This window comes from Pseudomonas sp. FSL L8-0168 (assembly GCF_037976155.1).
Lineage (GTDB): Bacteria > Pseudomonadota > Gammaproteobacteria > Pseudomonadales > Pseudomonadaceae > Aquipseudomonas > Aquipseudomonas paracarnis.
In genome coordinates, this window is sequence record NZ_CP150262.1 from 1,881,754 (window position 1) to 1,905,032 (window position 23,279).

At 56.8% G+C, this 23,279-nt stretch carries 23 protein-coding genes and 2 pseudogenes; 15 read left to right on the forward strand and 10 right to left on the reverse strand.

The features are described 5' to 3' along the window. Positions 1-95 precede the first annotated feature (95 nt). Entirely contained in the window at positions 96-1,265 is a 1,170-nt protein-coding gene (locus MHH62_RS08025; protein WP_339232802.1) for an aspartate aminotransferase family protein, read from the reverse strand. A 102-nt stretch (positions 1,266-1,367) separates the two neighbouring features. On the opposite strand from MHH62_RS08025, the gene MHH62_RS08030 reads away from it, so the two are divergent. Continuing rightward, the gene (locus MHH62_RS08030) at positions 1,368-2,273 is read left to right on the forward strand and encodes a LysR family transcriptional regulator (RefSeq protein WP_014717600.1); all 906 of its coding nucleotides are present in this window, start codon (positions 1,368-1,370) and stop codon (positions 2,271-2,273) included. Here the strand turns inward: MHH62_RS08030 and MHH62_RS08035 are convergent. Together MHH62_RS08035 and fabV are read right to left on the reverse strand one after the other, a co-directional pair. Then, a complete protein-coding gene (locus MHH62_RS08035; protein ID WP_339232803.1) occupies positions 2,270-2,893 on the reverse strand; it encodes an HAD family phosphatase in 624 nt (207 codons plus the stop codon). The two genes, MHH62_RS08030 and MHH62_RS08035, sit on opposite strands and share 4 nt — an antisense overlap. A 292-nt stretch (positions 2,894-3,185) precedes the next feature. After that, a complete protein-coding gene (gene fabV / locus MHH62_RS08040) occupies positions 3,186-4,379 on the reverse strand; it encodes an enoyl-ACP reductase FabV (protein WP_003189732.1) in 1,194 nt (397 codons plus the stop codon). Between the two features lie 276 nt (positions 4,380-4,655). Between fabV and MHH62_RS08045 the strand changes: the two genes are divergently transcribed. The 4 genes from MHH62_RS08045 (at position 4,656) to MHH62_RS08060 (ending at position 7,824) form a co-directional block, all read left to right on the forward strand. Further along, entirely contained in the window at positions 4,656-5,480 is an 825-nt protein-coding gene (locus MHH62_RS08045; RefSeq protein WP_019820661.1) for an aspartyl/asparaginyl beta-hydroxylase domain-containing protein, read from the forward strand. A gap of 148 nt (positions 5,481-5,628) precedes the next feature. Further along, positions 5,629-7,002: a nucleotide 5'-monophosphate nucleosidase PpnN gene (ppnN, locus tag MHH62_RS08050; RefSeq protein ID WP_014717596.1), complete on the forward strand. Its 1,374-nt coding sequence runs from the start codon at positions 5,629-5,631 to the stop codon at positions 7,000-7,002. 172 nt (positions 7,003-7,174) lie between these two features. Further along, positions 7,175-7,432: an AbrB/MazE/SpoVT family DNA-binding domain-containing protein gene (locus MHH62_RS08055; RefSeq protein WP_014717595.1), complete on the forward strand. Its 258-nt coding sequence runs from the start codon at positions 7,175-7,177 to the stop codon at positions 7,430-7,432. After that, a complete protein-coding gene (locus MHH62_RS08060) occupies positions 7,429-7,824 on the forward strand; it encodes a type II toxin-antitoxin system VapC family toxin (RefSeq protein ID WP_014717594.1) in 396 nt (131 codons plus the stop codon). Before MHH62_RS08055 ends, MHH62_RS08060 begins: the two co-directional genes overlap by 4 nt. 57 nt (positions 7,825-7,881) lie before the next feature. Here the strand turns inward: MHH62_RS08060 and MHH62_RS08065 are convergent, their stop codons facing one another. Together MHH62_RS08065 and MHH62_RS08070 are read right to left on the reverse strand one after the other, a co-directional pair. Next, on the reverse strand, positions 7,882-8,211 hold the full coding sequence (locus MHH62_RS08065) for a YXWGXW repeat-containing protein (RefSeq protein ID WP_108538540.1): 330 nt from the start codon (positions 8,209-8,211) through the stop codon (positions 7,882-7,884). Positions 8,212-8,381: 170 nt separating this feature from the next. Next, entirely contained in the window at positions 8,382-9,278 is an 897-nt protein-coding gene (locus MHH62_RS08070; RefSeq protein ID WP_032902655.1) for a LysR family transcriptional regulator, read from the reverse strand. Positions 9,279-9,377: 99 nt separating this feature from the next. Between MHH62_RS08070 and MHH62_RS08075 the strand changes: the two genes are divergently transcribed. Then, positions 9,378-10,049 (forward strand): NADPH-dependent F420 reductase, encoded by a 672-nt coding sequence (locus MHH62_RS08075; RefSeq protein ID WP_019820669.1) that lies wholly within the window; start codon positions 9,378-9,380, stop codon positions 10,047-10,049. A 64-nt stretch (positions 10,050-10,113) separates the two neighbouring features. Here the strand turns inward: MHH62_RS08075 and mqo are convergent, their stop codons facing one another. Next, positions 10,114-11,760 carry a malate dehydrogenase (quinone) gene (gene mqo, locus MHH62_RS08080; RefSeq protein WP_014717590.1) on the reverse strand — a complete coding sequence of 549 codons (1,647 nt, stop codon included), beginning with the start codon at positions 11,758-11,760 and terminating at the stop codon, positions 10,114-10,116. A 481-nt stretch (positions 11,761-12,241) separates the two neighbouring features. Between mqo and MHH62_RS08085 the strand changes: the two genes are divergently transcribed. Beyond that, entirely contained in the window at positions 12,242-13,429 is a 1,188-nt protein-coding gene (locus MHH62_RS08085; RefSeq protein WP_014717589.1) for an MFS transporter, read from the forward strand. A 669-nt stretch (positions 13,430-14,098) separates the two neighbouring features. On the opposite strand, the gene MHH62_RS08090 is transcribed toward MHH62_RS08085, so the two are convergent. Continuing rightward, positions 14,099-14,317: a hypothetical protein gene (locus tag MHH62_RS08090; RefSeq protein ID WP_339232808.1), complete on the reverse strand. Its 219-nt coding sequence runs from the start codon at positions 14,315-14,317 to the stop codon at positions 14,099-14,101. Positions 14,318-14,462: 145 nt separating this feature from the next. Further along, entirely contained in the window at positions 14,463-14,828 is a 366-nt protein-coding gene (locus tag MHH62_RS08095) for a DUF6124 family protein (protein WP_236456614.1), read from the reverse strand. Positions 14,829-15,440: 612 nt separating this feature from the next. Here MHH62_RS08095 and MHH62_RS08100 point away from each other — a divergent pair. Then, a complete protein-coding gene (locus tag MHH62_RS08100) occupies positions 15,441-15,758 on the forward strand; it encodes a hypothetical protein (RefSeq protein WP_236456616.1) in 318 nt (105 codons plus the stop codon). A gap of 97 nt (positions 15,759-15,855) precedes the next feature. Here MHH62_RS08100 and MHH62_RS08105 read toward each other — a convergent pair. After that, a pseudogene (locus MHH62_RS08105) lies at positions 15,856-15,967 on the reverse strand (hypothetical protein); the annotation flags it as partial. Between the two features lie 28 nt (positions 15,968-15,995). Beyond that, a complete protein-coding gene (locus MHH62_RS08110) occupies positions 15,996-16,223 on the reverse strand; it encodes a hypothetical protein (RefSeq protein ID WP_339232810.1) in 228 nt (75 codons plus the stop codon). Between the two features lie 150 nt (positions 16,224-16,373). Here MHH62_RS08110 and MHH62_RS08115 point away from each other — a divergent pair, with 150 nt between their 5' ends. From MHH62_RS08115 to tal, 7 genes and pseudogenes are all read left to right on the forward strand, one after another. Then, positions 16,374-16,616, forward strand: coding sequence for a CopG family transcriptional regulator (locus tag MHH62_RS08115; protein ID WP_236456620.1), 243 nt, complete (start codon positions 16,374-16,376; stop codon positions 16,614-16,616). After that, positions 16,606-16,890, forward strand: a complete 285-nt coding sequence (locus tag MHH62_RS08120; RefSeq protein WP_034126662.1) for a type II toxin-antitoxin system RelE/ParE family toxin — start codon at positions 16,606-16,608, stop codon at positions 16,888-16,890. The genes MHH62_RS08115 and MHH62_RS08120 overlap by 11 nt, the downstream gene beginning before the upstream one ends. Before the next feature lie 642 nt (positions 16,891-17,532). After that, positions 17,533-19,995 carry an AAA family ATPase gene (locus MHH62_RS08125; protein WP_339232811.1) on the forward strand — a complete coding sequence of 821 codons (2,463 nt, stop codon included), beginning with the start codon at positions 17,533-17,535 and terminating at the stop codon, positions 19,993-19,995. Positions 19,996-20,246: 251 nt separating this feature from the next. After that, positions 20,247-20,489, forward strand: coding sequence for a hypothetical protein (locus tag MHH62_RS08130; protein ID WP_032902648.1), 243 nt, complete (start codon positions 20,247-20,249; stop codon positions 20,487-20,489). Further along, positions 20,479-20,762, forward strand: a pseudogene (locus MHH62_RS08135) (type II toxin-antitoxin system RelE/ParE family toxin). The gene MHH62_RS08130 and the pseudogene MHH62_RS08135 overlap by 11 nt, the downstream one beginning before the upstream one ends. Before the next feature lie 84 nt (positions 20,763-20,846). Then, positions 20,847-21,833 (forward strand): tRNA dihydrouridine(20/20a) synthase DusA, encoded by a 987-nt coding sequence (dusA, locus tag MHH62_RS08140; RefSeq protein WP_339232812.1) that lies wholly within the window; start codon positions 20,847-20,849, stop codon positions 21,831-21,833. Positions 21,834-22,305: 472 nt separating this feature from the next. Beyond that, positions 22,306-23,232: a transaldolase gene (gene tal, locus MHH62_RS08145; RefSeq protein WP_019818234.1), complete on the forward strand. Its 927-nt coding sequence runs from the start codon at positions 22,306-22,308 to the stop codon at positions 23,230-23,232. Positions 23,233-23,279: the final 47 nt, after the last annotated feature.

The window sequence follows — 23,279 nt, forward strand, 5'->3', positions numbered from 1 at the left end:
CGCTCCGCGTCCGCTCTTAAGGCGTGACGCAGAGCGTCACAGGAGGCGTTACCACGCAGAGCGTGGGAACGAGCATCGCCCCCTTCCGCACTTTTTCAGTCCAATAGGCGGGTGATGGCTCGCACGATCATTTCTACTTCCTTGCCTTGCAACGTCAGCGGCGGCAACAGCCGAATGATCTTGCCCCGCGTGACGTTGATCAACAGCCCGTGCTCCTGCGCCGCCCGTTGGGCCAGGTCGCGGTAAGGGCTGGCCAGTTCAATGCCGATCATCAAGCCCTTGCCACGAATCGCCCGCACCTGCGGATGGTCCTCCAACTCCATGCGTAAACGCGCCAGCAAGTGTTCGCCCTGGCGTGCGGCGTTTTCCAGCAAGCCTTGCTCCTGGATAATCTCCAGTACCGTACACCCCACACGGCACGCCAGCGGGTTACCGCCAAAGGTACTGCCATGGCTGCCTGGGGTGAACAGTTCAGCGACAGCGGCGCGGGCAAGACAAGCGCCGATGGGCACGCCATTACCGAGGCCTTTGGCCAGGGTCATCACGTCCGGCACGATGCCTTCGTGCTGGAAGGCAAACCAGGTGCCGGTGCGCCCGATGCCGGTCTGGATTTCGTCGAGCATCATCAGCCAGCCGTGGCGCGTACAGTGCTCGCGCAGGGCTTTGAGGTAGCCCGCCGGCGCCACCAACACGCCACTTTCACCCTGGATCGGTTCAAGCAGTACCGCCGCGATGCGTGTACCGAACTGCGCGGTGACCGCCTCCAGGGCCGCCATGTCGCCAAACCCAATCTTGATGAAATCGCCGGGCAGACGCTGGAACCCCAGGCGCACCGACGGCCCGTCGCTGGCGGCCATGGTGCCTAGCGTGCGGCCGTGGAAGGCGTTCTCCATCACGACCACCAACGGCTGTTCGATGCCTTTTTTCCAGCCATGCAAACGCGCCAGCTTCAGCGCCGTCTCGTTGGCCTCGGCGCCGGAATTGTTGAAGAACGCGCGGTCCAGCCCGGACAGTTGGGCCAGGCGCCGGGCCAATTGTTGTTGCCAGTCGATGCTGTAGAGGTTGGAGGTGTGCAGCAGCAAGCCGGCCTGTTCGCTGATGGCCGCCACTAACCTGGGGTGGGAATGACCAACATTGGTCACCGCCACGCCGGCCACGGCGTCCAGGTATTCGCGGCCCTGTTGGTCCCACAGGCGCGTGCCAAGGCCGCGGGTGAAGCTCAGGGCCAGGGGTTGATAAGTGCTCATCAGGCAGGCGGCGGTCATGGTGGCGGCTCCAGTGCATCGTTGGGGTGGATCAAGTATGGTTAACCACCCTCGCTGGATAAACGCAGAATTACTGCAATAACTTTAAACCAGGGCTTGATAATGGATCTGTTCCAGGCAATGTCGGTGTACGTGAAAGTCGTCGAGACCGGCAGCATGACCGCCGCCGCGCAGGAATGCGGGATTTCGACCACCATGGTGGGCAACCATCTGCGAGCGCTGGAACAACGGCTTGGCGTCAGCTTGCTCAAACGCACCACGCGCAAACAGAACCTCACCGAATTTGGCGGGCAGTATTATCAGCGCTGCCTGGAAGTGCTGGGGCTGGTGGCCGACTCGGAGCTACTGGCCGAGCAGGTCCACAGCGAAGCCCCCAAAGGCAGCCTGCGCATCACCGCCCCCCCGGTGTTCGGCACCGAACGCCTGGTGCCGGCCTTGAGTGAGTTTTCCCAGCGCTACCCCCTTATCGACCTGTACGTGGTGCTGAGCAATGAGCGCATGGATCTCGTCGACAGCGGTTTTGACGTGGCGATCCGTCTCGGCGAACTGGAAAGCTCCAGCCTGATCGCCCGGCCTCTGCAGGCCTATACCCTCACCCTTTGCGCCTCCCCTGCCTACCTGGCGCGACGCGGCACACCGCACACCCCGGATGACCTGCAGCAGCATGACTGCCTGGCATTCGCCTACCCCGCGAACGACAACTGGCGCGACACCGATAAACTCTGGCGCATGACCGGCGATGAAGGTGAGGTGCAGGTGCCGGTGTCTGGTTCATTGACCATCAACAGCTCCCAAGGCTTGCGTCAGGCCGCCATCAACGGCATGGGCATCATTATGCTGGCCGATGCCCTGGTGCAACCGGACCTGGAGAGCGGCAAGCTGGTGGCCTTGCTGACCACCTATAAACTGCCCAGCCGCCCCATGCACCTGATGTATCGCCAAGACCGCTACCGCCTGCCCAAGCTGCGGGCGTTCGTCGACTTTGTAATGGAGAAATGGGCGCGCTAGAACGCCACGCCCAACTCGCGCAAACGCGCGGCGGTGCGCTCGGCCGATACATGGTGAATGCCCTGCCAGCCCAATGCGATGGCGGCCTCGATATTGCCGGCGACGTCGTCGATAAACACCACTTCACTGGCCTGGATGTCTGGCAGGTGTTCACGCACCTGACTGAGGCTGGCGTGGTAGATCGCCGGGTCAGGCTTGATCAGCTTCACCTCGCCAGACACCAAGATGTCGCGAAAACGCTTCAGGAACGGGTAGTTGGCCCGGGCGTAAGGGAAGGTTTCAGCCGACCAGTTGGTAAGCCCGAACAGCGGCATCTCAACCTGGTGCAACGCTTCGAGAATCGCCACGCCCTCGGGTAATTCAGCACGCAGCATTTCGGGCCAGCGCTCGTAATAAGCCTGGATCAGGGTCTTGTGTTCGGGGTATTGGGCAACCAGGGTGCGGGTGGCTTCAGCCAGGGAGCGACCGGCATCTTGCTCGGTGTTCCAGTCCTGGGTGCAGATGGTGTCGAGGAACCACTGGCGCTCGACGTCGTTGGCAATCAGCTTGCGGTACAAATGCTGCGGGCTCCAGTCGAACAGGACACCGCCGAAATCAAAAACTACTGCACGAATCGTCATCAGATCCTCCGTTAGCGTGGCTTGATAGCTGCTGGAGTCTGACAGATCTAAAAGAGGGAGGCGTAAGAAGGGGCTGAAAAGAAAGAGGGAGTAGGCACAGCCAAGTTGAGCGAACGCAATGCTCAAAGCAACGAAGATCACATGTGGGAGCTGGCTTGCCTGCGAAAGCGGTCGTGCAGTCACAGATGCCGCGACTGACGCACCGCCTTCGCGGGCAAGCCCGCTCCCACAGGGGATTTGCGTTAACTGACTGACATCAGAGCAAGCCAGCTCCCACCTTATTGACCGGGTTTTAAGCTTGAATCAGCCCGTTGATTTTGACGGTCGGGTTCACATCCGCGTCGTAATCCACGCCGTCGACCTCAAAGCCGAACAAGCGCAGGAACTCAGCCTTGTAACCGGCAAAATCGCTGATCTCGTTGACGTTGTCGTCGGTCACCTGGTTCCACAGCGCGGCCACGGCGTCCTGGACCTTCGGTTCCAGCTCGGCCAGGTCGGCACGCAGGCGGCCATCGGCGTCGAGTTTCGGCTGGCTGCCGTACAAGCTGTCCTTGAACAGGCCGTAGACCTGCTCGATGCAGCCTTCGTGGGTGCCCTGCTCTTTCATCACCTTGAACAGCAGCGACAGGTACAGCGGCATGATCGGGATTGCCGAGCTGGCCTGGGTAACCACGGCCTTGAGCACCGACACACGGGCGTCGCCCTTGAGCGCAGCGAGGTTTTCGCGCAGGGTCAGGACTTTCTTGTCCAGGTCTTTCTTGGCTTCGCCGATGGAGCCGTTCCAGTAGATGTCCTGGGTCAGCTTCTCACCCAGGTAGGTGAACGCGGTGGTCTTGGCGCCTTCGGCCAATACATCGGCGTCACGCAGGGCGTCGATCCACAGCTGCCAGTCTTCGCCGCCCATGACCTTCACGGTACCGTCGATTTCTTCCTGGGTCGCAGGCTCAAGCGTGGTGTCGACCACCACGCCCTTGTCGGTGTTGATACCGCGCAGGGTCACGGCCTTGCCGATTGGCTTGAGGGTGGAGTTGTGCACCACGCCTTGCGGGTCGGTACGGCGTGGGGCGGCCAGGCTGTAGACCACCAGGTCGATCTTGCCCAGGTCTTTCTTGATGGTTTCGATGGTCAGGCGCTTGATTTCGTCGGAGAACGCGTCGCCGTTGATGCTCTTGGCGTACAGGCCTTTTTCCACAGCAAACTTCTCGAACGCCGCGCTGTTGTACCAGCCGGCGGAGCTCAGCTTGCCTTCTTCGCCTTCTTTCTCAAAAAACACGCCCAGGGTGTCGGCGCCGCAGCCAAACGCAGCACTGATGCGCGCGGCCAGGCCGTAGCCGGTGGAGGCACCGAGGACCAGTACCTTTTTAGGGCCGCCCTCGATGACGCCGTTTTTGGTTACGTAGTCGATCTGCTCTTTGACGTTCGCTTCACAGCCAACAGGGTGAGCGGTCACACAGATAAAGCCACGAACCCGCGGTTTGATGATCATAAAAATTTCTGCCTCTTCCAAGGTGCCGAAGGCCAATAGTGGCCATTCAACTTCAATCGTACCGGTCTATGACGCCTGAAAAACCGAAGCGTCACGATAGTCGCAAATCTTCTGTTCTCAAAATTCAATCCACAAAACGTCGGAGCCTGCACGGTAACGGTTACAAATTGTGCAGTGGCTTCACAATTTCGCCCTATTTAAAAACGCCTGCCGGTGTCAGAAAGCCCTATGATGACGATATTGTTTCAATATATTTCGGCTTTGGAGCCTCGTTTCATGAGCAAAAATGCTGTCGGCAAAAAGCTGGTGTCCCTGGCGTGGGCGCTCGGCGTTCTGCTGTTGATCTATTGTTTCCCGCGCAGTTGCCTGGTGTTTCTGCTGTTGGTGGTGTGCTGCGGCGTTTATGACTTCCTGCGTAACGGCCTGTACGACCGCGACACCATCAAGAAGTATTTTATCGGCAACGGTCGTAATACCTGGGTGCTGGCACCGTTCAACACCCTGCTCGACCTGCTGAGCAGCCGCAACCGGCATGTCTATACCCTGCAAGACCTGCCGCCGGCCTGGCGCGAAGACCTGCAACAGGTGATCGACGACGCCATGGCCCGCAAGGATGAAATCATCAGCTACCTGGACGAACGCATGGCCGAGAAGAAACGCGGCATGTTGTTCTTCCAGTGGTACGGCCGCCCGATCGAAACCACCCTGGATATCCCGCAGCTGCGCAAAAAACTGCCGTTCGTGAAAACCATCGGCGTCTCGGTGTTCAACGAGAACCGCTCGACGTCTTTCCACTTCGGCCCTCTGCGCATGATGTTCCGTGTGCTCTACAACATGGCGCCGGCACCGCACCATGAGGGCGTGTATATCCAGGTGGGTAAGCACAAGCACTACTGGCACGACGACCCGCTGTTTATCTTCGATGACACGCTGATGCACGCCTCCTTCAACAAAAACGACGCCAAACGCTACTGCCTGTTTATTGATATTGTGCGCCCGACCCTGCTGCCCTCGGTGCTCAACGCCGTGATCGCAGGGTTTGCCGGCCTGGTCTTTACCCTGCGTCGGGTTTTCTACAAAAACTGGAAGCTGATTCAGTAAGTTCTGCGGCATGATGGTGTTGGACGGCATTTGCGCTAGGCCTTGCGCCTGAGGTAAATAACCGTCTCGTGCGACCTTAATTGGCGCTCACCCTTCTCAAGCCATCGCCCCCAAACGGGCGCGGTGGCTGTGCTTTCAAGGAATCAGAATGCCCCAACGTCAAGTCATCAATGCCTCCGTCAGCCCCAAGGGCAGCCTCGAAACCCTGTCCCAACGTGAAGTGCAGCAACTGAGCGAAGCCGGTACCGGCAGCATCTACACCCTGTTCCGCCAATGCGCCCTCGCGATTCTCAACACCGGCGCGCATATCGACAACGCCAAGACCATCCTCGACGCCTACAAAGACTTTGAAGTGCGTATTCACCAGCAAGACCGCGGCGTACGCCTGGAACTGCTCAACGCCCCGGCCGATGCCTTTGTCGATGGCGAGATGATCGCCAGCACCCGCGAGATGCTGTTCAGCGCCCTGCGTGACATCGTCTACACCGAGAACGAGCTGGACAGCCAGCGTATCGACCTGAGCAACTCCCAAGGCATCACCGACTACGTGTTCCACCTGCTGCGCAACGCCCGTACGCTGCGCCCGGGTGTGGAGCCCAAGATCGTGGTGTGCTGGGGCGGCCATTCGATCAACACCGAAGAATACAAATACACCAAGAAAGTCGGGCACGAACTGGGTCTGCGCAGCCTCGACGTGTGCACCGGTTGCGGCCCAGGCGTGATGAAAGGCCCAATGAAGGGCGCGACCATTTCCCACGCCAAGCAACGCATCACCAATGGCCGTTACCTGGGCTTGACCGAGCCAGGCATCATCGCCGCCGAAGCGCCGAACCCCATCGTCAACGAGCTGGTGATTTTGCCGGACATCGAAAAACGCCTGGAAGCCTTCGTGCGTGTCGGCCACGGCATCATCATCTTCCCCGGCGGCGCCGGTACGGCCGAGGAGTTCCTGTACCTGCTGGGCATCCTCATGCACCCGGACAACCGCGACCTGCCGTTCCCGGTGGTGCTTACCGGGCCCAAACATGCCGCGCCTTACCTGGAACAATTGCACGCGTTCGTCGGTGCCACCCTGGGCGAAGCGGCGCAGAAGCATTACCAGATCATCATCGACGACCCGGCCGAAGTGGCCCGCCAGATGACCACCGGCCTCAAGGCGGTGAAGCAATTCCGCCGCGAGCGTAACGACGCGTTCCATTTCAACTGGCTGCTGAAGATCGACGAAGGCTTCCAGCGCCCGTTCGACCCCACCCACGAAAACATGGCCAGCCTGCAACTGAGCCACGCACTGCCGCCCCATGAATTGGCGGCCAACCTGCGCCGGGCGTTCTCGGGGATCGTGGCGGGTAACGTCAAGGACAAGGGTATTCGCCTGATCGAGGAGAACGGCCCGTATGAGATCCACGGCGACCCGGCGATCATGAAACCGTTGGATGAATTATTGAAGGCGTTCGTGGCCCAGCACCGCATGAAACTGCCGGGCGGCGCGGCGTATGTGCCGTGCTATCGCGTGGTGCAGTAAGCCAGCGGCGGTCGGTCATAGTTTGTATTCGTTTGGGACATAGCAACGCGTGTGAGGAACAAGAGTTCGGACTAGGGTTTTACTATTCCAACTCATTCACCTCAGCGAGCGACCTATGGACCAACGGATATTGTCCTCCGTCATTCCTTACCCTAAGGTAAGGAATATCACGATGGAGATCTTCACTATGGCCACCGCCACACTCACTTCAAAAGGGCAAATCACCATCCCTGTTCAGGTCAGGACAGCCCTGGGCCTGGAAACAGGCGACCGGGTGGAATTCGTGGAAATGGAAGACGGCAAGTTTTCCATGATTGCCGCCAGCAAAACCGTCAAGGACCTCAAGGGTTTGATCCGCAAGCCCGCCCATGCCGTGTCTATCGAAGACATGAACCGCGCCATCGCGGCCCAGGGAGCAAGCGCTGGATGATCGGCCTGGATACCAATGTGCTGGTGCGTTATGTGACCCAGGATGACCCGGTTCAATCCGCCAAGGCGTCCCAACTGATCGAATCGCTCACCGCCGCCTCACCAGGTTTTGTCAGCCTGGTGACGCTTACGGAACTGGTGTGGGTGTTGCAGTCCTGCTACCAGTCGGCCAAAAGCGATGTGGTAACGGTACTGGAGACCTTGTTGCACACACGGGAACTGACCGTCGAGCACGCCGATATCATCTGGCAGGCCCTGCGCAAGTTCACCGCAAGCAAAGCGGACTTTGCCGACTGCCTGATCGAACGCTGTGGCCATGCGGCCGGTTGCGAGTACACCGCCACGTTTGATCTGCACGCAGCCAAGGCAGCAGGGATGAAACGGCTCGGTTAGAGCGGCTTTTTTGTAGGAGCGAGCAAGCTCGCGCCTACAGAGGGAGAGGAAGTTGGGCTAGCGAACCCAACCGCCGATCTGCCAGTGGTAGCCATCATTACGCTGCACCCAATGCGGGTGTACATAACGATACCCCTGGCGCACCGGTTCCCAATGGCCGTGCACTGCCACATAGCGCCCACCTTCCCAGCGCCAGTAACCGCGTGACCAGATATAACCTTCGCGCACCGCCGGCTCGACTTCAATCACCTGCACCGGCGGCGGTTGCGGCGCCACCACATCCACGTACTCGTGTTGCATCGGCCTGCGCTCATGCACAACACGCTCTTGCACACACCCGGAAGCCGCGACCACCATGGCGGCCAATGCTGCATAACGTAGCAACATACAAAACCCTCGGGCGCGCACGCCCAACACCTGCATCAGAAAGAAGTCCTTCCTTTGTTGCAGCCGGGCCCTGCTTGGGCCTGGGTTATTTTTAACAGGAGATGTCTGTCAGATGGCTGAACCTGTAGATCTTTAGCGTGCCTCCCGGCGACCGCCACGGTGGTGCTCCTTCATACCGGACCAAAACGTCCCAGCACAGTCTCGACAAAGCAGCGCAACTTGGCGGTACGCTGGCGGTTTGCGGTGTAGACCAAATGCATCGACCGGCTCGGAGCCTCAAACTCCGGCAACACCCGCACCAACTCGCCACTCGCCAACGCCGTTCGCAGAAAGTCTTGCGGGCCGAGCACAATGCCAAAACCATCCAATGCCGCCGACATCAATGCCCGGCTTTCATTGATGAGCAAACGACTGGCCACTCGTACCTTGTAGGAAACCGTGCCCTGGAAGAACACCCACTCTCGATCCGCCGGACGCGCTGAAAAGGCGTACCCCAGGCACTCATGACGCTCAAGATCTGCCGGCTTCTGCGGTGTGCCTCGCGCCATCAGATAAGCCGGTGCAGCGCAGGCCACCAACCGATACGGTGCCAAAGGTCTCGCTGTGAGGCCGCTCGTGCCCAACGGACCAATGCGAAACGCGGCGTCGTAGCCCTCCTCCACCAAGTCGACGAAACGATCCGTCAGGTGCAAATCGACTTCTACCTGTGGGTTTTCACGTAAAAACCCAGTGATCAACGGCATCAGGCTGTAGGAGCCAAAGGTCACCGGGGCGGTGACTTTCAGCTTGCCACGCGGCGTGTCGTTCATGACCTGTGCCAGGGCGTCGGCGGCCTCGGCTTCCGTCAGGATATGTTTGCAGCGCTCGTAATACTCCCCTCCCAGTTCAGTCAGGCTTTGTCGACGGGTTGTGCGGTTGAGCAATCGCGCGCCCAGGCGTTGTTCCAACGCGGTGACATGCTTGGCCACCATCTGCGGCGACATGCCCAAGCGTTCGGCGGCCCTCGCATAGGAGCCTAATTCAGCGGCTATCACGAAGGCGTTCATGCTTGACAGGCGATCCATCATTCCCCACTCCCAGTAATAACACCCACATCAAAATGACGATTTATCACGTTATGGTTGCTAATCATCATAGCCACTTCCTACTTCCACTGGAGCAAGCACATGAAGATTGGCGTGATTGGAGCAGGTTTTATCGGGCGTGCCGTGGCGCAACTGGCGCTTGCCGCCGGACATAACGTGATGCTGAGCAATTCCCGCGGCCCACACACCATGAGCAGCGTGGTGAGCGGCATACTCGGTGTGCAAGTGGGCAGCGCAGATGACGCCGCCAGGTTTGGTGACCTGGTACTGGTGGCGATCCCCCTGGAGCACTACCGCAGCGTCCCCGCCCAATGGCTGGAGGGCAAGACAGTGATGGACGCCAACAATTACTACCCCGATCGTGATGGGCATATCCCGACACTGGACCGTTTTGAAACCACCACCAGCCGATTGCTGGCTGACCATTTGCCGCAATCACATGTGGTAAAAGTATTTAATGCGATCTTCGCCCCAGACCTGACGCAGGATGCCCGCCCGCACGGCGCGCCTGAACGCCGCGCATTGCCAGTGGCAGCAGATGACGCGACGGCAAAGGCGCAAGTGATGACGTTACTCGACCAAATGGGTTTCGATGCCGTGGATGCTGGAGGGCTGGATGAAAGCTGGCGATTCGAGCGGGCTAAACCGGCGTATTGCGTACCCCTTAACCAAGCGGGCTTGAAGGCGGCGCTGGCAGCGGCCGAGCGTACGGTTGAGCTGCCTCCGGTGGAGCGACACCCGCCGCGCGCCTGATCGTTAGCGCACAAAAAAGCCCGCTGACCGTCACCGGTTCAGCGGGCTTTTTCGTGGGTGTTGCTTACAGCGCCAGATCAGACGCCGGCTTGCTTGGCTCAGCCGCAGGCTTGGCAGCCTCGGTAGCCTGTGGAGCAGCCAGTTGCGGGATCGCTGGCGGTGGTGTCAGTTGCAGCACACCGGCAGTGTAGGCCCATTCCTTGGCAACAGCTTCAGGGCTGTCGTTCAGCTTGGTGCCGTAGCTTGGCACGATCTGGTGCAGTTTTTCCTGCCAGGCCGGGCTGGCTACTTTGTCCTTGAACACCTTTTGCAGCACGGTCAGCATGATCGGAGCCGCGGTGGACGCGCCTGGCGATGCACCCAGCAGGCCTGCGATGGTGTTGTCGGCAGAGCTGACCACTTCGGTACCCAGCTTCAGCACGCCGCCTTGCTCTTCATCACGCTTGATGATCTGCACGCGCTGGCCGGCTTGCCACAGGCGCCAGTCGGACTGCTTGGCGTTCGGGAAGTACTCTTGCAGCGCCTTGAAGCGGTCATCATCAGACAGCATCAGTTGGCCGGCGAGGTACTCGACCAGTGGGTATTCACGAATACCGACTTTGGTCATCGGCCAGATGTTGTGGGTGGTGGTGCTGGTCAGCAGGTCCAGGTACGAGCCTTCCTTCAGGAACTTGGTCGAGAAGGTCGCGAATGGGCCAAACAGAATCACGCGCTTGCCATCCAGCACACGGGTGTCCAGGTGCGGAACCGACATCGGTGGCGAACCTACCGAAGCCTTGCCGTAGGCCTTGGCCAGGTGCTGCTCGGCGATGGTCGGGTTCTCGGTCACCAGGAACGAACCACCCACCGGGAAGCCTGCGTATTCCTTGGCTTCAGGAATGCCCGACTTCTGCAGCAAGTGCAGGGCACCGCCGCCGGCGCCGATGAACACGAACTTGGCGTCGGTTTCAGTCTTGGTGCCGTCTTTGAGGTTTTTGTAGCTCACACGCCACGAACCGTCGTCGTTGCGGGTGATGTCCTGCACTTCGCTCGACAGCTTCAAGTCAAACTTCGGCGTGGTTTGCAGGTGAGCGACGAACTGGCGGGTGATCTCGCCGAAGTTTACGTCGGTACCGATCGGGCTCCAGGTGGCCGCGATTTTCTGGTTGGGATCACGCCCTTCCATCATCAACGGAACCCACTTGGCGATTTGCGCCGGGTCTTCGGAGTACTGCATGCCAGCGAACAGCGGGCTGGCCTTCAGGGCTTCGTAGCGCTTTTTCAGGAACTTGATGTTGTCATCGCCCCACACAAAACTCATGTGCGGAGTGGAGTTGATGAACGAACGCGGGTTCTTCAACACGCCCTGCTGAACCTGCCAGGACCAGAACTGACGGGAGATCTGGAACGCTTCGTTGATCTCGACCGCTTTCGGGATCTCAACGTTGCCGTTCTTGTCTTCCGGGGTGTAGTTCAGCTCAGCCAGGGCCGAGTGACCGGTACCGGCGTTGTTCCAGCCGTTGGAGCTTTCTTCGGCCACGCCATCGAGGCGCTCGACCATCTCCATCGACCAATCCGGTTCCAGCTCATTGAGCCAGACACCCAGGGTTGCACTCATGATGCCGCCGCCGATCAGCAGCACATCGACTTTCTTTGCCTCTTCCGCGTGAACGGACGTGATCCCCATCGACAAAGCCAGCCCCAGCAGGGCAGTGTTTACTTTTTTAAACATCAGTAGCACCTATGATAAAACGCCATCCGCCCTACCGCCCCCGATCATGAGTAACCCTCGTTCACGCTACGTCAGGCAACGTACCGCGGGGTCTGCACAGTCACATAAAGGCTGCAGGGTGGGCACACAAGGCCGATGGATCGACCTCACTGTTATGTCCCTTCTGCGCTGACTTCTTATCATTATTGGCTTCAGCTACCTGGGCGACAGCCAACCGCTGGGACGTATACGGGTGTACGCACCAGGGAAAGACTAGCCCAAGACGGCGCGCAGAATATCACGCTAAACAGCGTTTATGCGCCGTTTGGCCAATTGACAGGCCTAAATCGCGGGTTTTAATGCGCCCCTGTCAAGACTGGCAGCCGCGACCTGCGGTCACAGGCGTGGAACTCTGCCGAAAATGGCGGTTCTAGACACCTTCGTCGCGGCTTGCGTAGCATCGGCGACGTCCTTCGTGCACACCCTCCACACAGAGTTACCCATGACAATCCAGCAAACACCCGGGCACGTACTGCCCGCGCGCAGCGCCGCCAAAATGGAAGCGGCCATGGCCGTGGGCGCCTTCGCGATCGGCACCGGCGAATTCGCCATCATGGGCCTGATGCCCGACATCGCCCAGAACCTGGGCCTGAGCGAACCCCAGGTGGGCCACGCCATCAGCGCCTACGCCCTGGGCGTCATGGTCGGCGCCCCGCTGCTGGCCATCCTCGGCGCCAAGCTGCTGCGCAAACACATGCTGCTGTTGCTGATGGGCCTGTACGCCCTGGGCAACTTCGCCACCGCCTTCACCCCCACCTTCGGCTCGCTGGTGGCCTTCCGCTTTATCAGCGGCCTGCCCCACGGCGCCTACTTCGGCATCGCCGCCGTGGTCGCCTCCAGCATGGTACCCACCGACAAACGCGCCGGCGCCGTAGCCCGCGTGATGATGGGCCTGACCCTGGCCATGCTGCTGGGCAACCCCATCGCCACCTTCCTCGGCCAACACCTGGGCTGGCGCTCGGCGTTCGCCCTGGTCAGCGTGATCGCCCTGCTCACCATCGCCCTGGTCTGGCAATTCGTGCCCCACCGCCACGACGAACAACGCAGCGACCCACGCAAAGAACTGCGCGCCTTCACCAAACCCCAGGTATGGATGGCCCTGTCCATCGGCGCGATTGGCTTTGCCGGGATGTTCTGCGTATTCAGCTACCTGGCGCCGACCATGCTGGAAGTGACCAAGGTCTCGCCGCAATGGATCCCCTTCGGCCTCGCCGCCTTTGGCGTGGGCGGCATCATCGGCAACATTGCCGGTGGCAAGCTGTTTGATCGCATGCAGTTTCGGGCGGTGGGTTTGATATTGGTATGGTCGATGGCCGTGCTGCTGTTCTTCCCCTTCGCCGCGTCTTCGCTGTGGGGCGTGCTGCTGAGCATGGGGTTGGTGGGCACCATGGTCGCGTTGGCGGCACCGTTGCAGATTCGCTTGATGGACATCGCGCATGAAGCGCCGAGCCTGGCGGCAGCATCGAACCATGCGGCGTTCAACCTGGCGAATGCGCTGGGGCCGTGGTTTGGGGGGATGGCGATTACAGCTGGCCTCGGCTGGACCAGCACCGGCTACATCGGCGCAGCGACAGCGCTGGTGGGCCTGGGCCTCTACCTGATCGCCCGGCGTATGAAAGGCGGCCATTAACGGCGCGCCTAATACCGATCAGCTACGCGAACACAATTTCCACACAACGAAGATCCAATGTGTGGAGCTTGCCTACGAAAGCATTGGTTCAGTTATAGATCCAGTGACTGACACGCCGCCTTCGCGAGCAAGCCTGCTCCCACAGGGATCTGGGCCGGGCGCCGATTTTGTGGGCAATACATGGCCAATGTGGGAGCTGGCTTGCCTGCGATAGCGGTATATCAGTGACAGATGAATTAACTGACCCACCGCCATCGCGAGCAAGCCCTCTCCCACAGGGATCCGAGCCGGGCGCTGATTCTGCGAGCGATACATGGCCAATGTGGGAGCTGGCTTGCCTGCGATAGCGGTATATCAGTAACAGGTGAGTTAACTGACCCACCGCCATCGCAGCGTCAATATCTACACAACTTCGGCACGCCGCTGCAACTGTGGCGAGGGAGCCTGCTCCCGTGAAGACCTGACAGCCGACGCTTATCTCCCTGACTCCCACACTCCAACTGTGGGAGCGGGCTTGCTCGCGAAGACGGCCCGACAGCCGACGAAAATGCGGGATCAGACCGCGCACCTATCCGTTACTCAGGCAACGGCTACTTAGCGTTCTCCCCCAACGGCTGCTCACTTTGCAAAGCAGCAAAGCTAGCGAAACACTCTCGCCCCACCACCCCATCAATCATCATGCAACAACCCCGAACCATACTCCCCATAACTACTCCCCAGCCCACTGCCACCGAAATTCATCTTCGCGGCCTTGTTGGGGCTATGGTCACCAAACGCCTGGCATCCACCTGAAAAGCACGGGTCACTGCTCACGGCGGGTGAAGATGAACAAGCGCTTAACAACAACGTGCCGGTGATCATCACAAGTTTGAGGAAGTTCGAGATCATGGCTTCAGTTCCCTATGGGCTGGAGGCGCTGGGGTCCTCTCTCGCAGGGAATCGTAGACCTCAACAGCGCAAAGAATTATGAAACTTTGCTGGAAGACAGCATGAGTTCAGGTTGCCGCCTTGGGCTAGGCGGCAGGGTTGGTTGTCAGGCTTTGACTGAGGCGGTCACAGGCGCAACTTGCTCCTGGGCTCGGCCAACGAGCAGCGAGCTCAACTCGATTAACTGCTGAATGCCCAAGGCGATGGCGCGCTGAGAGTCGTCGAGGTCGAACGCCAAGGTGGCGGCCATTTCGTTGGCGGATGCGAGGTTTTCGGCGGCGTTGGCCAGGAGGGTTTCGGGGTCGATGGTTGGGTTTACTAGGAATAGGTTGTCGCTTGGGCGTTCGGTGGGCGCAGCGTCGTCGGATGGGGGCAAGTGATGATGGATTGCTCGCTGGGCTGCGGCTTGAAGCTTGGGATCAGAGGATGCAGCGTTTGAAGCATAAGGCAGATTAGGTGTGACCTTGTACATGGCGAAGCTCCTTTAGCGTTTAAGGAACTGCCTATCTCACTTCCACATGAGGGGTGGCAGCTGTACGCAGGTGTGGAAGACCAGGGCTAAAGGACCCGGCGCACCGAAGTGCCCCACGCACAGCCGCCATAAGCAATCATACAGACGTAAAAAAACGCCGGTAGGTGTTTATGGGCGATTGAGCCCCTTCAGCTTGGTCGGACTTCCACATCCGGCCGCTGGATTGCCAGCGGCTTGAGGAGGTTAGCTAGGGGAGGTCCGAGGGGCAAGCTGAGAAAAGCGTGGGATATTTCCTAGAAGTTTGGACCTGTTCCAGGAGATTGCTTTATCCGTTACACCGATGATGGATTGGAACTACTAAACCAAAGAGCCTTTAAAACAAAGGCCTACAGCTAACCCAGCTTTAGCTCGTACCACTTATGTACCACTGGACTCCTTTCGATCCATACCTCCGCCCTGACTATCCGCCTTCGGCATCAGGCAGATAACGGCCGAAAACAGCTCGTGGACACTCTAATGGCGAAACAGTAGCTTATGTTGCTAGCGGGCGAGAAACACTCAACAGCGGATCATCCCGCCCATGCCGCGTTTCACTTTGGACGATGTCGAGAAATGGGACCGAAAACTGAAGAGTTGATCTGCATTCTTGATCAGCTTGCAATCGTGCTCGAAAGCGATGGAGACACCCACTGGAGCTTTTGGATGCGTAAGGCAAGGGCACTATTGCTGGATTCTGATTACTCTGGGATTGAGTATCTACTATCAGCCTATGGCGGAATGGGCTCATTAAATGATCTCATTCTTGGTCAAAGCTATGTCGATGGCGTCCTTTCTTGGAATCCAGGTCATGTCGAGCTAAACGAAAAATTCATTGAATTGCGCAACAACGCCGAACAGCTCGCCAAAGCAATAAAACGGTCTCAAACTTGATCAGGCACCTAAACAAAAAAGGGACAGATTTATTGATGCTATCGCTGAAAAAAGCTAATCACGAGACAGCAATAAGCCAAATCCGTGGCTTATTGCCTTAGGCCTTCAGTTCATCTGGCGTGTGCGTCTTGAGCCAATCGGCCAAGCGGCATTCATTCGCGTTTTGCCAGCCTAGCCCGAAAGCCCAGAATCGCTCCAGCACGTCAGCATCAAAACGAACTTTGAAGTGCTCTTTGGTTACTGCCGATTGCCCCGCTTGGGCTTGAGCATTTCCTTCGCCTGAGCTTTACCAAACAATCCCACAAGCACCTCGCTCGCTGGTTTGGCCTTAGAAAAGTCCTCAGCCGGCCATTCCGGGTTCACTGCATCAACCCTTTCAGAACGGGAGTTTCTGGTCATTATTTTTGCCCCCCCCCCCAGTTTGTTGGCTTCACGAAAGCCGATGACGTGAACCGCGTCACTCATGGGCAGATATCGAAGCCAGACTACGGTACCTAATTTTGAGTAGGCAGCGAAAAGCAATTCACTTCCAGATACACCTCACGACGGACTGCTGAGTCAACCAAGCACATCAAGGTGTAAGATGCCCCACAACCGTCCACCATCGAGGCCGCCATGACTGGGATATCCCTAAACCTGCCGGAAGATCTGTCCAACTCTCTCGCCGCCCTGGCCAAAACCAACGGGCAGACAGCGAGCTACCTGGCGATGGACGTTCTTCGCGACTACATCGAGCACGAAAAAACGCTGACCGCCCAAATCGAGCTGGCAGTAAAGGAAGCCGACGAAGGCAAATTCGCCACTGATGACCAAGTGGCAGCCATGCGCGCTAGGCGCTGGAGCAGGAATGCGGGTTGAGTGGCTTGAAAAAGCACTTAAAAATCTGGAAGACGAAGCGAACTATATCGCTCTCGAAAATCCAAAAGCCGCTGACGACTTCTCGGATGCCATTTTCACCAGTGTCGACAGGCTGGCTCAGTTTCCTTCCATGGGACGCGAAGGTCGGGTGAAACATACTCGCGAATGGGCAGTTCCCAACTGGTCCTATCTGATCCCGTATAGAGTGCGGGGTGATCGACTGCAGATCCTTGGCGTATTCCACACACGGCAACGCCCTCGTTCGAAGTGGTAATGCGCGCAAGACTTGCCTCACCGGCACCCAAGATCCGTTCCTGATAAACTGCACCCCATTCGTCTCGCCAACTCAGATCCCCCATGCCCCTAGAAACCGCCCCACTCTCCCGCCGCTTCTCCGTCGCCCCCATGATGGATTGGAAGCACTGACCCTGAAAGCCTTTAAAATTGAAGCTTGCAGACGAGCCAGCTTCAGCTCGTACCATTTATGTACCACTTTTATCAATTCGGCTAGCCATTTGCCCCCCGTCACTGCCTTACGCATCGGCAGATAACGACAGACAGCTATCCCCAGGCGACGAAGGACAATCTTGTCCCAGATGCCTCACTTCTCCACAGGGATGGCCTTTTACCATCCGGGCAGCTAACCTCATGTTGGTGACACACCTATGGGATCAATACGAAGCCTCCCTATTGCCTTAGTTATAAGCGCAGTGGGTGCGAACAAACGATTGGGCAAGCGCTAAGCCAAGGATTCCAGGTAGTCGAAAATGGACCATAAACAGATGCCAGCTCAAATCATAAATCGCACATGGTTTTCGTTTACGTCGTTAAAATTTAACCTTGAGACCTGCCACATAGCTTTTATTCTTCCAGGACACAAAAAAGAACTCTAACAATATAAAGAGCGAGCAGAATAATGGACTACGAAAACTGTTATCAAGCAGCACTGGACTTGCTCAATCTTTCTGAAAAAGAACCCCATGATCGCAATGAGGCACAAACTCGGTTCGACTTAGTCGACCACTTTTTAAAGTACTGCATGGGGTGGGATCATCTAGAGATAAAAGTTGAAAACCCGAATGGTCCTGACTATACAGACTACGAGTTAGGCACGCCCCGCAAGATGATTTATGAAGCAAAAAGACAGTCAAAACACTTTGAAATTCCTGCCGGCAACCACAAACATATACACAGCCTAAAGCAGATAAGAAATCTCTCAAAAAATAACGAAGAAGCACTGAAGCAGGTCCAGGCGTATTGTGCTAATCGAGGAGTAACATACGCAGCAATTACAAATGGCGAGCAAATAATAGCATTTGTTGGTAGCCGTCAAGACGGTATAGAGCCTTTAGACGGAAAGTGCTTTGTGATATCCAGCCTAAATCAATTGATTAAAGACTTCCCACTCGTGCACAGCTTGTTAAGCAAAGTAGCCATTGAAGAAAATAGGCTAATGATTTATCTCAACTCAGGTGGAAGCGTAAGTACTCCCACAAAGCTAAGCTCTTCGCTTCCTACATATCCAGACTTGAAGGAGAGAAGCGACTTCCAGGCTAGCTTGAAAATTATATCTGACATAATACTCGAGGATATACTTGGGGATAAATCTGTAGAAAAGACTTTTTACGAGCAGTGTTATTGCGAGGCTGGCGCTTTATCACAGTACTCGCTATTAAGCAAAAAGATACTCAGCTATCGATACGCAGCACTTTTCTCTCCGGGAGATTCTAACCCTACATTACAACCGGTAAAAGGCGATAGAAAAAAAGTTTCAAAGCTATCAGACGAAGTGGTCGCTTTAACCACAAGCAAAAGACCCATAGTTCTCATCGGCGACGTAGGCGTAGGCAAGACTTCGTTCATTAAGAACCTTATAAATGTTTCAGCAAAAGAAGAATTTGAGAACGCGCTATTTATCTACATTGACTTAGGTCGACAGGCCAACTTCTATGACAATATCCGAGACTTCGTTATAGATGAAACGGAAAACCAACTGAACGACAAGCATGAAGTAGATCTTTATGAGTCCAACTTTGTATTCGGAGTCTACCATTCTGAGGTCGCTCGATTTAGAAGAAGTTTAGACGGCGATTTGGAAGAAACTGACCCGCCGGCTTATAAGAAAGCACTCAAAGAACATTTAAGAGAGAAGACAAAAAACAAACCTGAACACCTAAGGCGTTCAATTGATCATATATCTAAAGCTAGACATAAACAGGTTGTTATAGCGATAGATAATGCTGACCAACGCAGCCTGTCTATACAGCAGGAAGCTTTCGTAATCTCTGAGGAAATAGCATCTGGATGGGGAGCGGTCGTATTTATAACGGTTAGACCACATACCTTTTATCAATCTAAACGGTCAGGAGCATTGGCCGCCTACCCAACAAAAGCCTTCACAATATCTCCCCCTAGAATCGACTTAGTTTTAGAAAAGAGACTTGGATTTGCTTTGAGCATGGCTAGTGGCAAAACTCCAATTGAACAACTACGCAGTTCCAGCCTGGGTATGAATTCCCTGGCACACTTCCTTGAGGCCATACTTTTTACCTTAAAGCAAACCGACGAACTCATAACATTAATAGACAATATTTCAAACGGAAATGTCAGGACCGCCGTTGAACTTATAGTAAATTATATCGGCAGTGCCAACGCAGACTCTGAAAGAATTATCAAAGAGATGATTCTGGGTGAAAAATACAAAATCCCGGTTCATGACTTCGCCAAAACAATCATTTACGGCGAATATGTCACTTATTACCCTGAACGGTCGATGGCGTTTAATTTATTTGATGTGAGCGCGGCAGACGCCCGCGAGCATTTCCTTGCATCAATTATAATTTCATTATTAAATAACGCTGACACGCTGAAAAGCGCTGAGGGCTTTGTTCGAGCGGATGCCTTGTTCGATAAAGTACAAGGCCTAGGTTTTTCTAGATCGCAGATTGAAAATAAACTTAGAAAACTTACCAACAAAAAACTTATTGAAGCGTCTGAAAGAATCACGTTTGAGGAGGACATAACGGGGCTGATTGGACAAATGCCTGACTCTTTTCGTGTGACAGCAACTGGCATTTATCACATACAGTATTGGTCGGCTGATTTCGCATACTTAGATGCAATGTTATTTGACACACCTATATTTGACAGAGAGGTAAGACAAGAGATTGCCGGTTCGATCCGGAGTACAGACCTCGCGGTCCGATTTAACCGGGCTGGTAAGTTTCGTGATTATTTAACTGCAACTTGGCGGAATTCAAATATTAAATCAGAATACTACAGCTGGGAAGAGAGCGTGAGTATATGCAGCGGATCATTTGAGAAGGTTCAGTACTTCTTTGACAAGAAAGAAACTGCTCGGAAAGGATTTGGAAAATGACCTCATGCATGTTTTGACGCGATTCCTTTATGTAACGTAAGACCGCCCTAATCCGCAGCCGACTGGTATCCACCAAAAAAAGGGGACCAAAAAAAGGGGACAGATTTATTTATCCGCCACGATATCGGGTTTTGAGTTGGCAAAGGAAAAGCAAACGACTCACTCCCAGACACACCTCGCGACGGCCTGCTGCTTCAACCCGACGCTTCACGGTGTAAGATGCCCCACAACCGTCCACCACCGAGGCCGCCATGACTGGGATATCCCTAAACCTGCCGGAAGACCTATCCAACTCTCTCGCCGACCTGGCCAAAACCAACGGCCAGACAGCAAGCTACCTGGCGATGGACGTTCTTCGCGACTACATCGAGCACGAGAAAACGCTGACCGCCCAAATCGAGCTGGCAGTAAAGGAAGCCGACGAAGGCAAATTCGCCACCGATGACCAAGTGGCAGCCATGCGCGCTAGGCGCTGGAGCAGGAATGCGGGTTGAGTGGCTTGAAAAAGCACTCAAAAATCTGGAAGACGAAGCGAACTATACGCCCTTGAAAATCCAAAAACCGCTGACGACTTCTCGGATGCCATTTTCGCCAGCGTCGACAGGCTGGCTCAGTTTCCTTCTGTAGGACGCGAAGGTCGGGTGAAACATACCCGCGAATGGGCAGTTCCCAACTGGTCTTATCTGATCCCGTATAGAGTGCGGGGTGATCGACTGCAGATCCTTGGCGTATTCCACACACGGCAACGTCCTCGTTCGAAGTGGTAATGCGCGCAAAACTTGCCTCACCGGCACCCAAGATCCGTTCCTGATAAACTGCGCGCCATTCGCCTGGCCAACTCAGATTCCCCCATGCCCCTACAAACCGCCCCACTCTCCCGCCGCTTCTCCGTCGCCCCCATGATGGACTGGACCGACCGCCACTGCCGGTTCTTCCTGCGCCTGCTCTCCAAACACGCCCTGCTCTACACCGAGATGGTCACTACCGGCGCGATCCTCCACGGCGACCACGACCGCTTCCTGTGCCACAACGAAGCCGAGCACCCGCTGGCGCTCCAGTTGGGCGGCAGTGTCCCGGCTGATCTGGCCGCCTGCGCCCGTATGGCCGAGGCCGCCGGTTACGACGAGGTGAACCTGAACGTCGGTTGCCCCAGCGACCGGGTGCAGAACAACATGATCGGCGCGATCCTCATGGCGCACCCTGCCCTGGTGGCGGATTGTGTGAAGGCCATGCGCGATGCGGTGTCGATCCCGGTGACGGTGAAGCACCGTATCGGTATCAATGGCCGGGACAGTTATGCCGAGCTGTGTGATTTCGTCGGGACTGTGAAGGATGCCGGTTGCACCAGTTTTACCGTGCATGCACGGATTGCGATTCTGGAGGGGTTGTCGCCCAAGGAGAACCGGGACATTCCGCCGTTGCGTTATGACGTGGCGGCGCAGTTGAAGCGGGATTTTCCGGAGTTGGAGATTAATCTCAATGGTGGGATCAAGACGTTGGAGGAGTGCCAGGAACATTTGCAGACGTTTGATGGGGTGATGTTGGGGCGGGAGGCTTATCACAATCCGTATTTGCTGGCCGAGGTGGATCAACAGCTGTTTGGCAGCACCGCGCCTGTCATCACCCGCGCTGAGGCGTTGGCGCAGTTGCGTCCGTATATAGCCGAGCACTTGGCGACAGGTGGCTCGATGCATCACATTACGCGCCATGTTCTGGGGCTGGGGACCGGTTTCCCGGGGGCGCGTAAGTTTCGGCAGTTGTTGTCGGTGGATATTCATAAGGCGAGTGATCCGTTGGCGTTGCTGGATCAGGCGGGGGAATTGTTGGAGGGGCGGTGACGGGTTGGGTGTCAGTGGTGGTATTTGGGGCTGACAGGCTGCTTTCGCGAGCAAGCCCACTCCCACAGTTTTGAGCGATGTGTGTCAGGTGAATATCATTGGCTGGGCTGGCGTCATCGCAGGCAAGCCAGCTCCCACAGTTTGACTGATGGGGGTCAGGTGAATATCAGTGGCTGGGCTGGCGTCATCGCAGGCAAGTCAGCTCCCACAGTTTGACCGATGGGGGTCAGGTGAATCTCAGTGGCTGGGCTGGCGTCATGCAGGCAAGTTGGCTCCCACAGTTTGATCGGAGGGCATCGAGCAGTTGGGGGGAACCTGTCGGCGATTCTGGCCTCCTAGTTAGCACCACGGCCGGTAATTCAAACGGCTGTTTCCAGGTTATTGCCCTCGCAAACGACCTAACGCATTTGCGCCCTTGAGCGCCTGCCAGCGCTCGGGTAATGTCATCAGACCCACAGGACAGAGCACGCCCATGACTTCCAAGCTGGAACAACTCAAGCAATTCACCACCGTCGTAGCCGATACCGGCGATTTCTCCACGCTCGCCAAGCTCAAGCCGCAAGACGCGACCACCAACCCTTCCCTGCTGCTCAAGGCTGCGTCGATTCCTGGCTATGCCAAGCTGCTGGATGAGTGTGTGCAGGACTGCAACGGCGATGTGGGCCTGGCCAGTGACCGCTTTGCGGTGGCGGTGGGTCAAGAGATTCTCAAAGTCGTGCCGGGCCGTATTTCCACTGAGGTGGATGCGCGTCTGTCGTTCGACGAGGCCGCGATTCTCAAGCGTGCGCACCGTCTGATCGACCTGTACGACAAGGCTGGGGTTGGCCGTGACCGCGTGCTGATCAAGATCGCCTCCACCTGGGAAGGCATCCGTGCCGCCGAGAAGCTGGAAAAAGAAGGCATCCAGACCAACCTGACGCTGCTGTTCTCGTTTGCCCAGGCCGTGGCTTGTGCTGAAGCGGGTGTGTTTTTGATTTCGCCGTTCGTGGGCCGTATCTACGACTGGTACAAGAAGGCCAACGGCAACGACTACACCGGTTCCGATGACCCGGGCGTGCAGTCGGTGACGCGCATCTACAACTACTACAAGGCTAACGGCTACAAGACCGTGGTGATGGGTGCGAGCTTCCGTAACCTCAGCCAGATCGAAGAGCTGGCCGGGTGTGATCGCCTGACCATCAGCCCGGACCTGCTGGAGAAGCTGGCGGCGGATGAAGGCAAGCTGGAGCGCAAGTTGGCGCCAGGGCATGCCGGTGAGGCCCGTGTGCATATGACTGAAGCGCAGTTCCGTTGGGAGTCCAACGAGGACGCGATGGCGACTGAGAAGCTGGCGGAGGGCATTCGCCAGTTTGCGCGGGACCAGGAGAAGCTGGAGGCGTTGTTGTCGGCCAAGCTGTAAAGGCAGATAGCAGCAAAAAGGGCGGTACCTGTGAGGGTGCCGCCCTT

What these genes read in the sequence shown, in the direction of transcription:
- MHH62_RS08025 (WP_339232802.1), bottom strand. Translation starts at nt 1,265, where the DNA reads ATGACCGCCGCCTGCCTGATGAGCACTTATCAACCCCTGGCCCTGAGC.
- MHH62_RS08030 (WP_014717600.1), top strand. Translation starts at nt 1,368, where the DNA reads ATGGATCTGTTCCAGGCAATGTCGGTGTACGTGAAAGTCGTCGAGACC.
- MHH62_RS08035 (WP_339232803.1), bottom strand. Translation starts at nt 2,893, where the DNA reads ATGACGATTCGTGCAGTAGTTTTTGATTTCGGCGGTGTCCTGTTCGAC.
- fabV (WP_003189732.1), bottom strand. Translation starts at nt 4,379, where the DNA reads ATGATCATCAAACCGCGGGTTCGTGGCTTTATCTGTGTGACCGCTCAC.
- MHH62_RS08045 (WP_019820661.1), top strand. Translation starts at nt 4,656, where the DNA reads ATGAGCAAAAATGCTGTCGGCAAAAAGCTGGTGTCCCTGGCGTGGGCG.
- ppnN (WP_014717596.1), top strand. Translation starts at nt 5,629, where the DNA reads ATGCCCCAACGTCAAGTCATCAATGCCTCCGTCAGCCCCAAGGGCAGC.
- MHH62_RS08055 (WP_014717595.1), top strand. Translation starts at nt 7,175, where the DNA reads ATGGAGATCTTCACTATGGCCACCGCCACACTCACTTCAAAAGGGCAA.
- MHH62_RS08060 (WP_014717594.1), top strand. Translation starts at nt 7,429, where the DNA reads ATGATCGGCCTGGATACCAATGTGCTGGTGCGTTATGTGACCCAGGAT.
- MHH62_RS08065 (WP_108538540.1), bottom strand. Translation starts at nt 8,211, where the DNA reads ATGTTGCTACGTTATGCAGCATTGGCCGCCATGGTGGTCGCGGCTTCC.
- MHH62_RS08070 (WP_032902655.1), bottom strand. Translation starts at nt 9,278, where the DNA reads ATGATGGATCGCCTGTCAAGCATGAACGCCTTCGTGATAGCCGCTGAA.
- MHH62_RS08075 (WP_019820669.1), top strand. Translation starts at nt 9,378, where the DNA reads ATGAAGATTGGCGTGATTGGAGCAGGTTTTATCGGGCGTGCCGTGGCG.
- mqo (WP_014717590.1), bottom strand. Translation starts at nt 11,760, where the DNA reads ATGTTTAAAAAAGTAAACACTGCCCTGCTGGGGCTGGCTTTGTCGATG.
- MHH62_RS08085 (WP_014717589.1), top strand. Translation starts at nt 12,242, where the DNA reads ATGACAATCCAGCAAACACCCGGGCACGTACTGCCCGCGCGCAGCGCC.
- MHH62_RS08090 (WP_339232808.1), bottom strand. Translation starts at nt 14,317, where the DNA reads ATGATCTCGAACTTCCTCAAACTTGTGATGATCACCGGCACGTTGTTG.
- MHH62_RS08095 (WP_236456614.1), bottom strand. Translation starts at nt 14,828, where the DNA reads ATGTACAAGGTCACACCTAATCTGCCTTATGCTTCAAACGCTGCATCC.
- MHH62_RS08100 (WP_236456616.1), top strand. Translation starts at nt 15,441, where the DNA reads ATGGGACCGAAAACTGAAGAGTTGATCTGCATTCTTGATCAGCTTGCA.
- MHH62_RS08110 (WP_339232810.1), bottom strand. Translation starts at nt 16,223, where the DNA reads ATGAGTGACGCGGTTCACGTCATCGGCTTTCGTGAAGCCAACAAACTG.
- MHH62_RS08115 (WP_236456620.1), top strand. Translation starts at nt 16,374, where the DNA reads ATGACTGGGATATCCCTAAACCTGCCGGAAGATCTGTCCAACTCTCTC.
- MHH62_RS08120 (WP_034126662.1), top strand. Translation starts at nt 16,606, where the DNA reads ATGCGGGTTGAGTGGCTTGAAAAAGCACTTAAAAATCTGGAAGACGAA.
- MHH62_RS08125 (WP_339232811.1), top strand. Translation starts at nt 17,533, where the DNA reads ATGGACTACGAAAACTGTTATCAAGCAGCACTGGACTTGCTCAATCTT.
- MHH62_RS08130 (WP_032902648.1), top strand. Translation starts at nt 20,247, where the DNA reads ATGACTGGGATATCCCTAAACCTGCCGGAAGACCTATCCAACTCTCTC.
- dusA (WP_339232812.1), top strand. Translation starts at nt 20,847, where the DNA reads ATGCCCCTACAAACCGCCCCACTCTCCCGCCGCTTCTCCGTCGCCCCC.
- tal (WP_019818234.1), top strand. Translation starts at nt 22,306, where the DNA reads ATGACTTCCAAGCTGGAACAACTCAAGCAATTCACCACCGTCGTAGCC.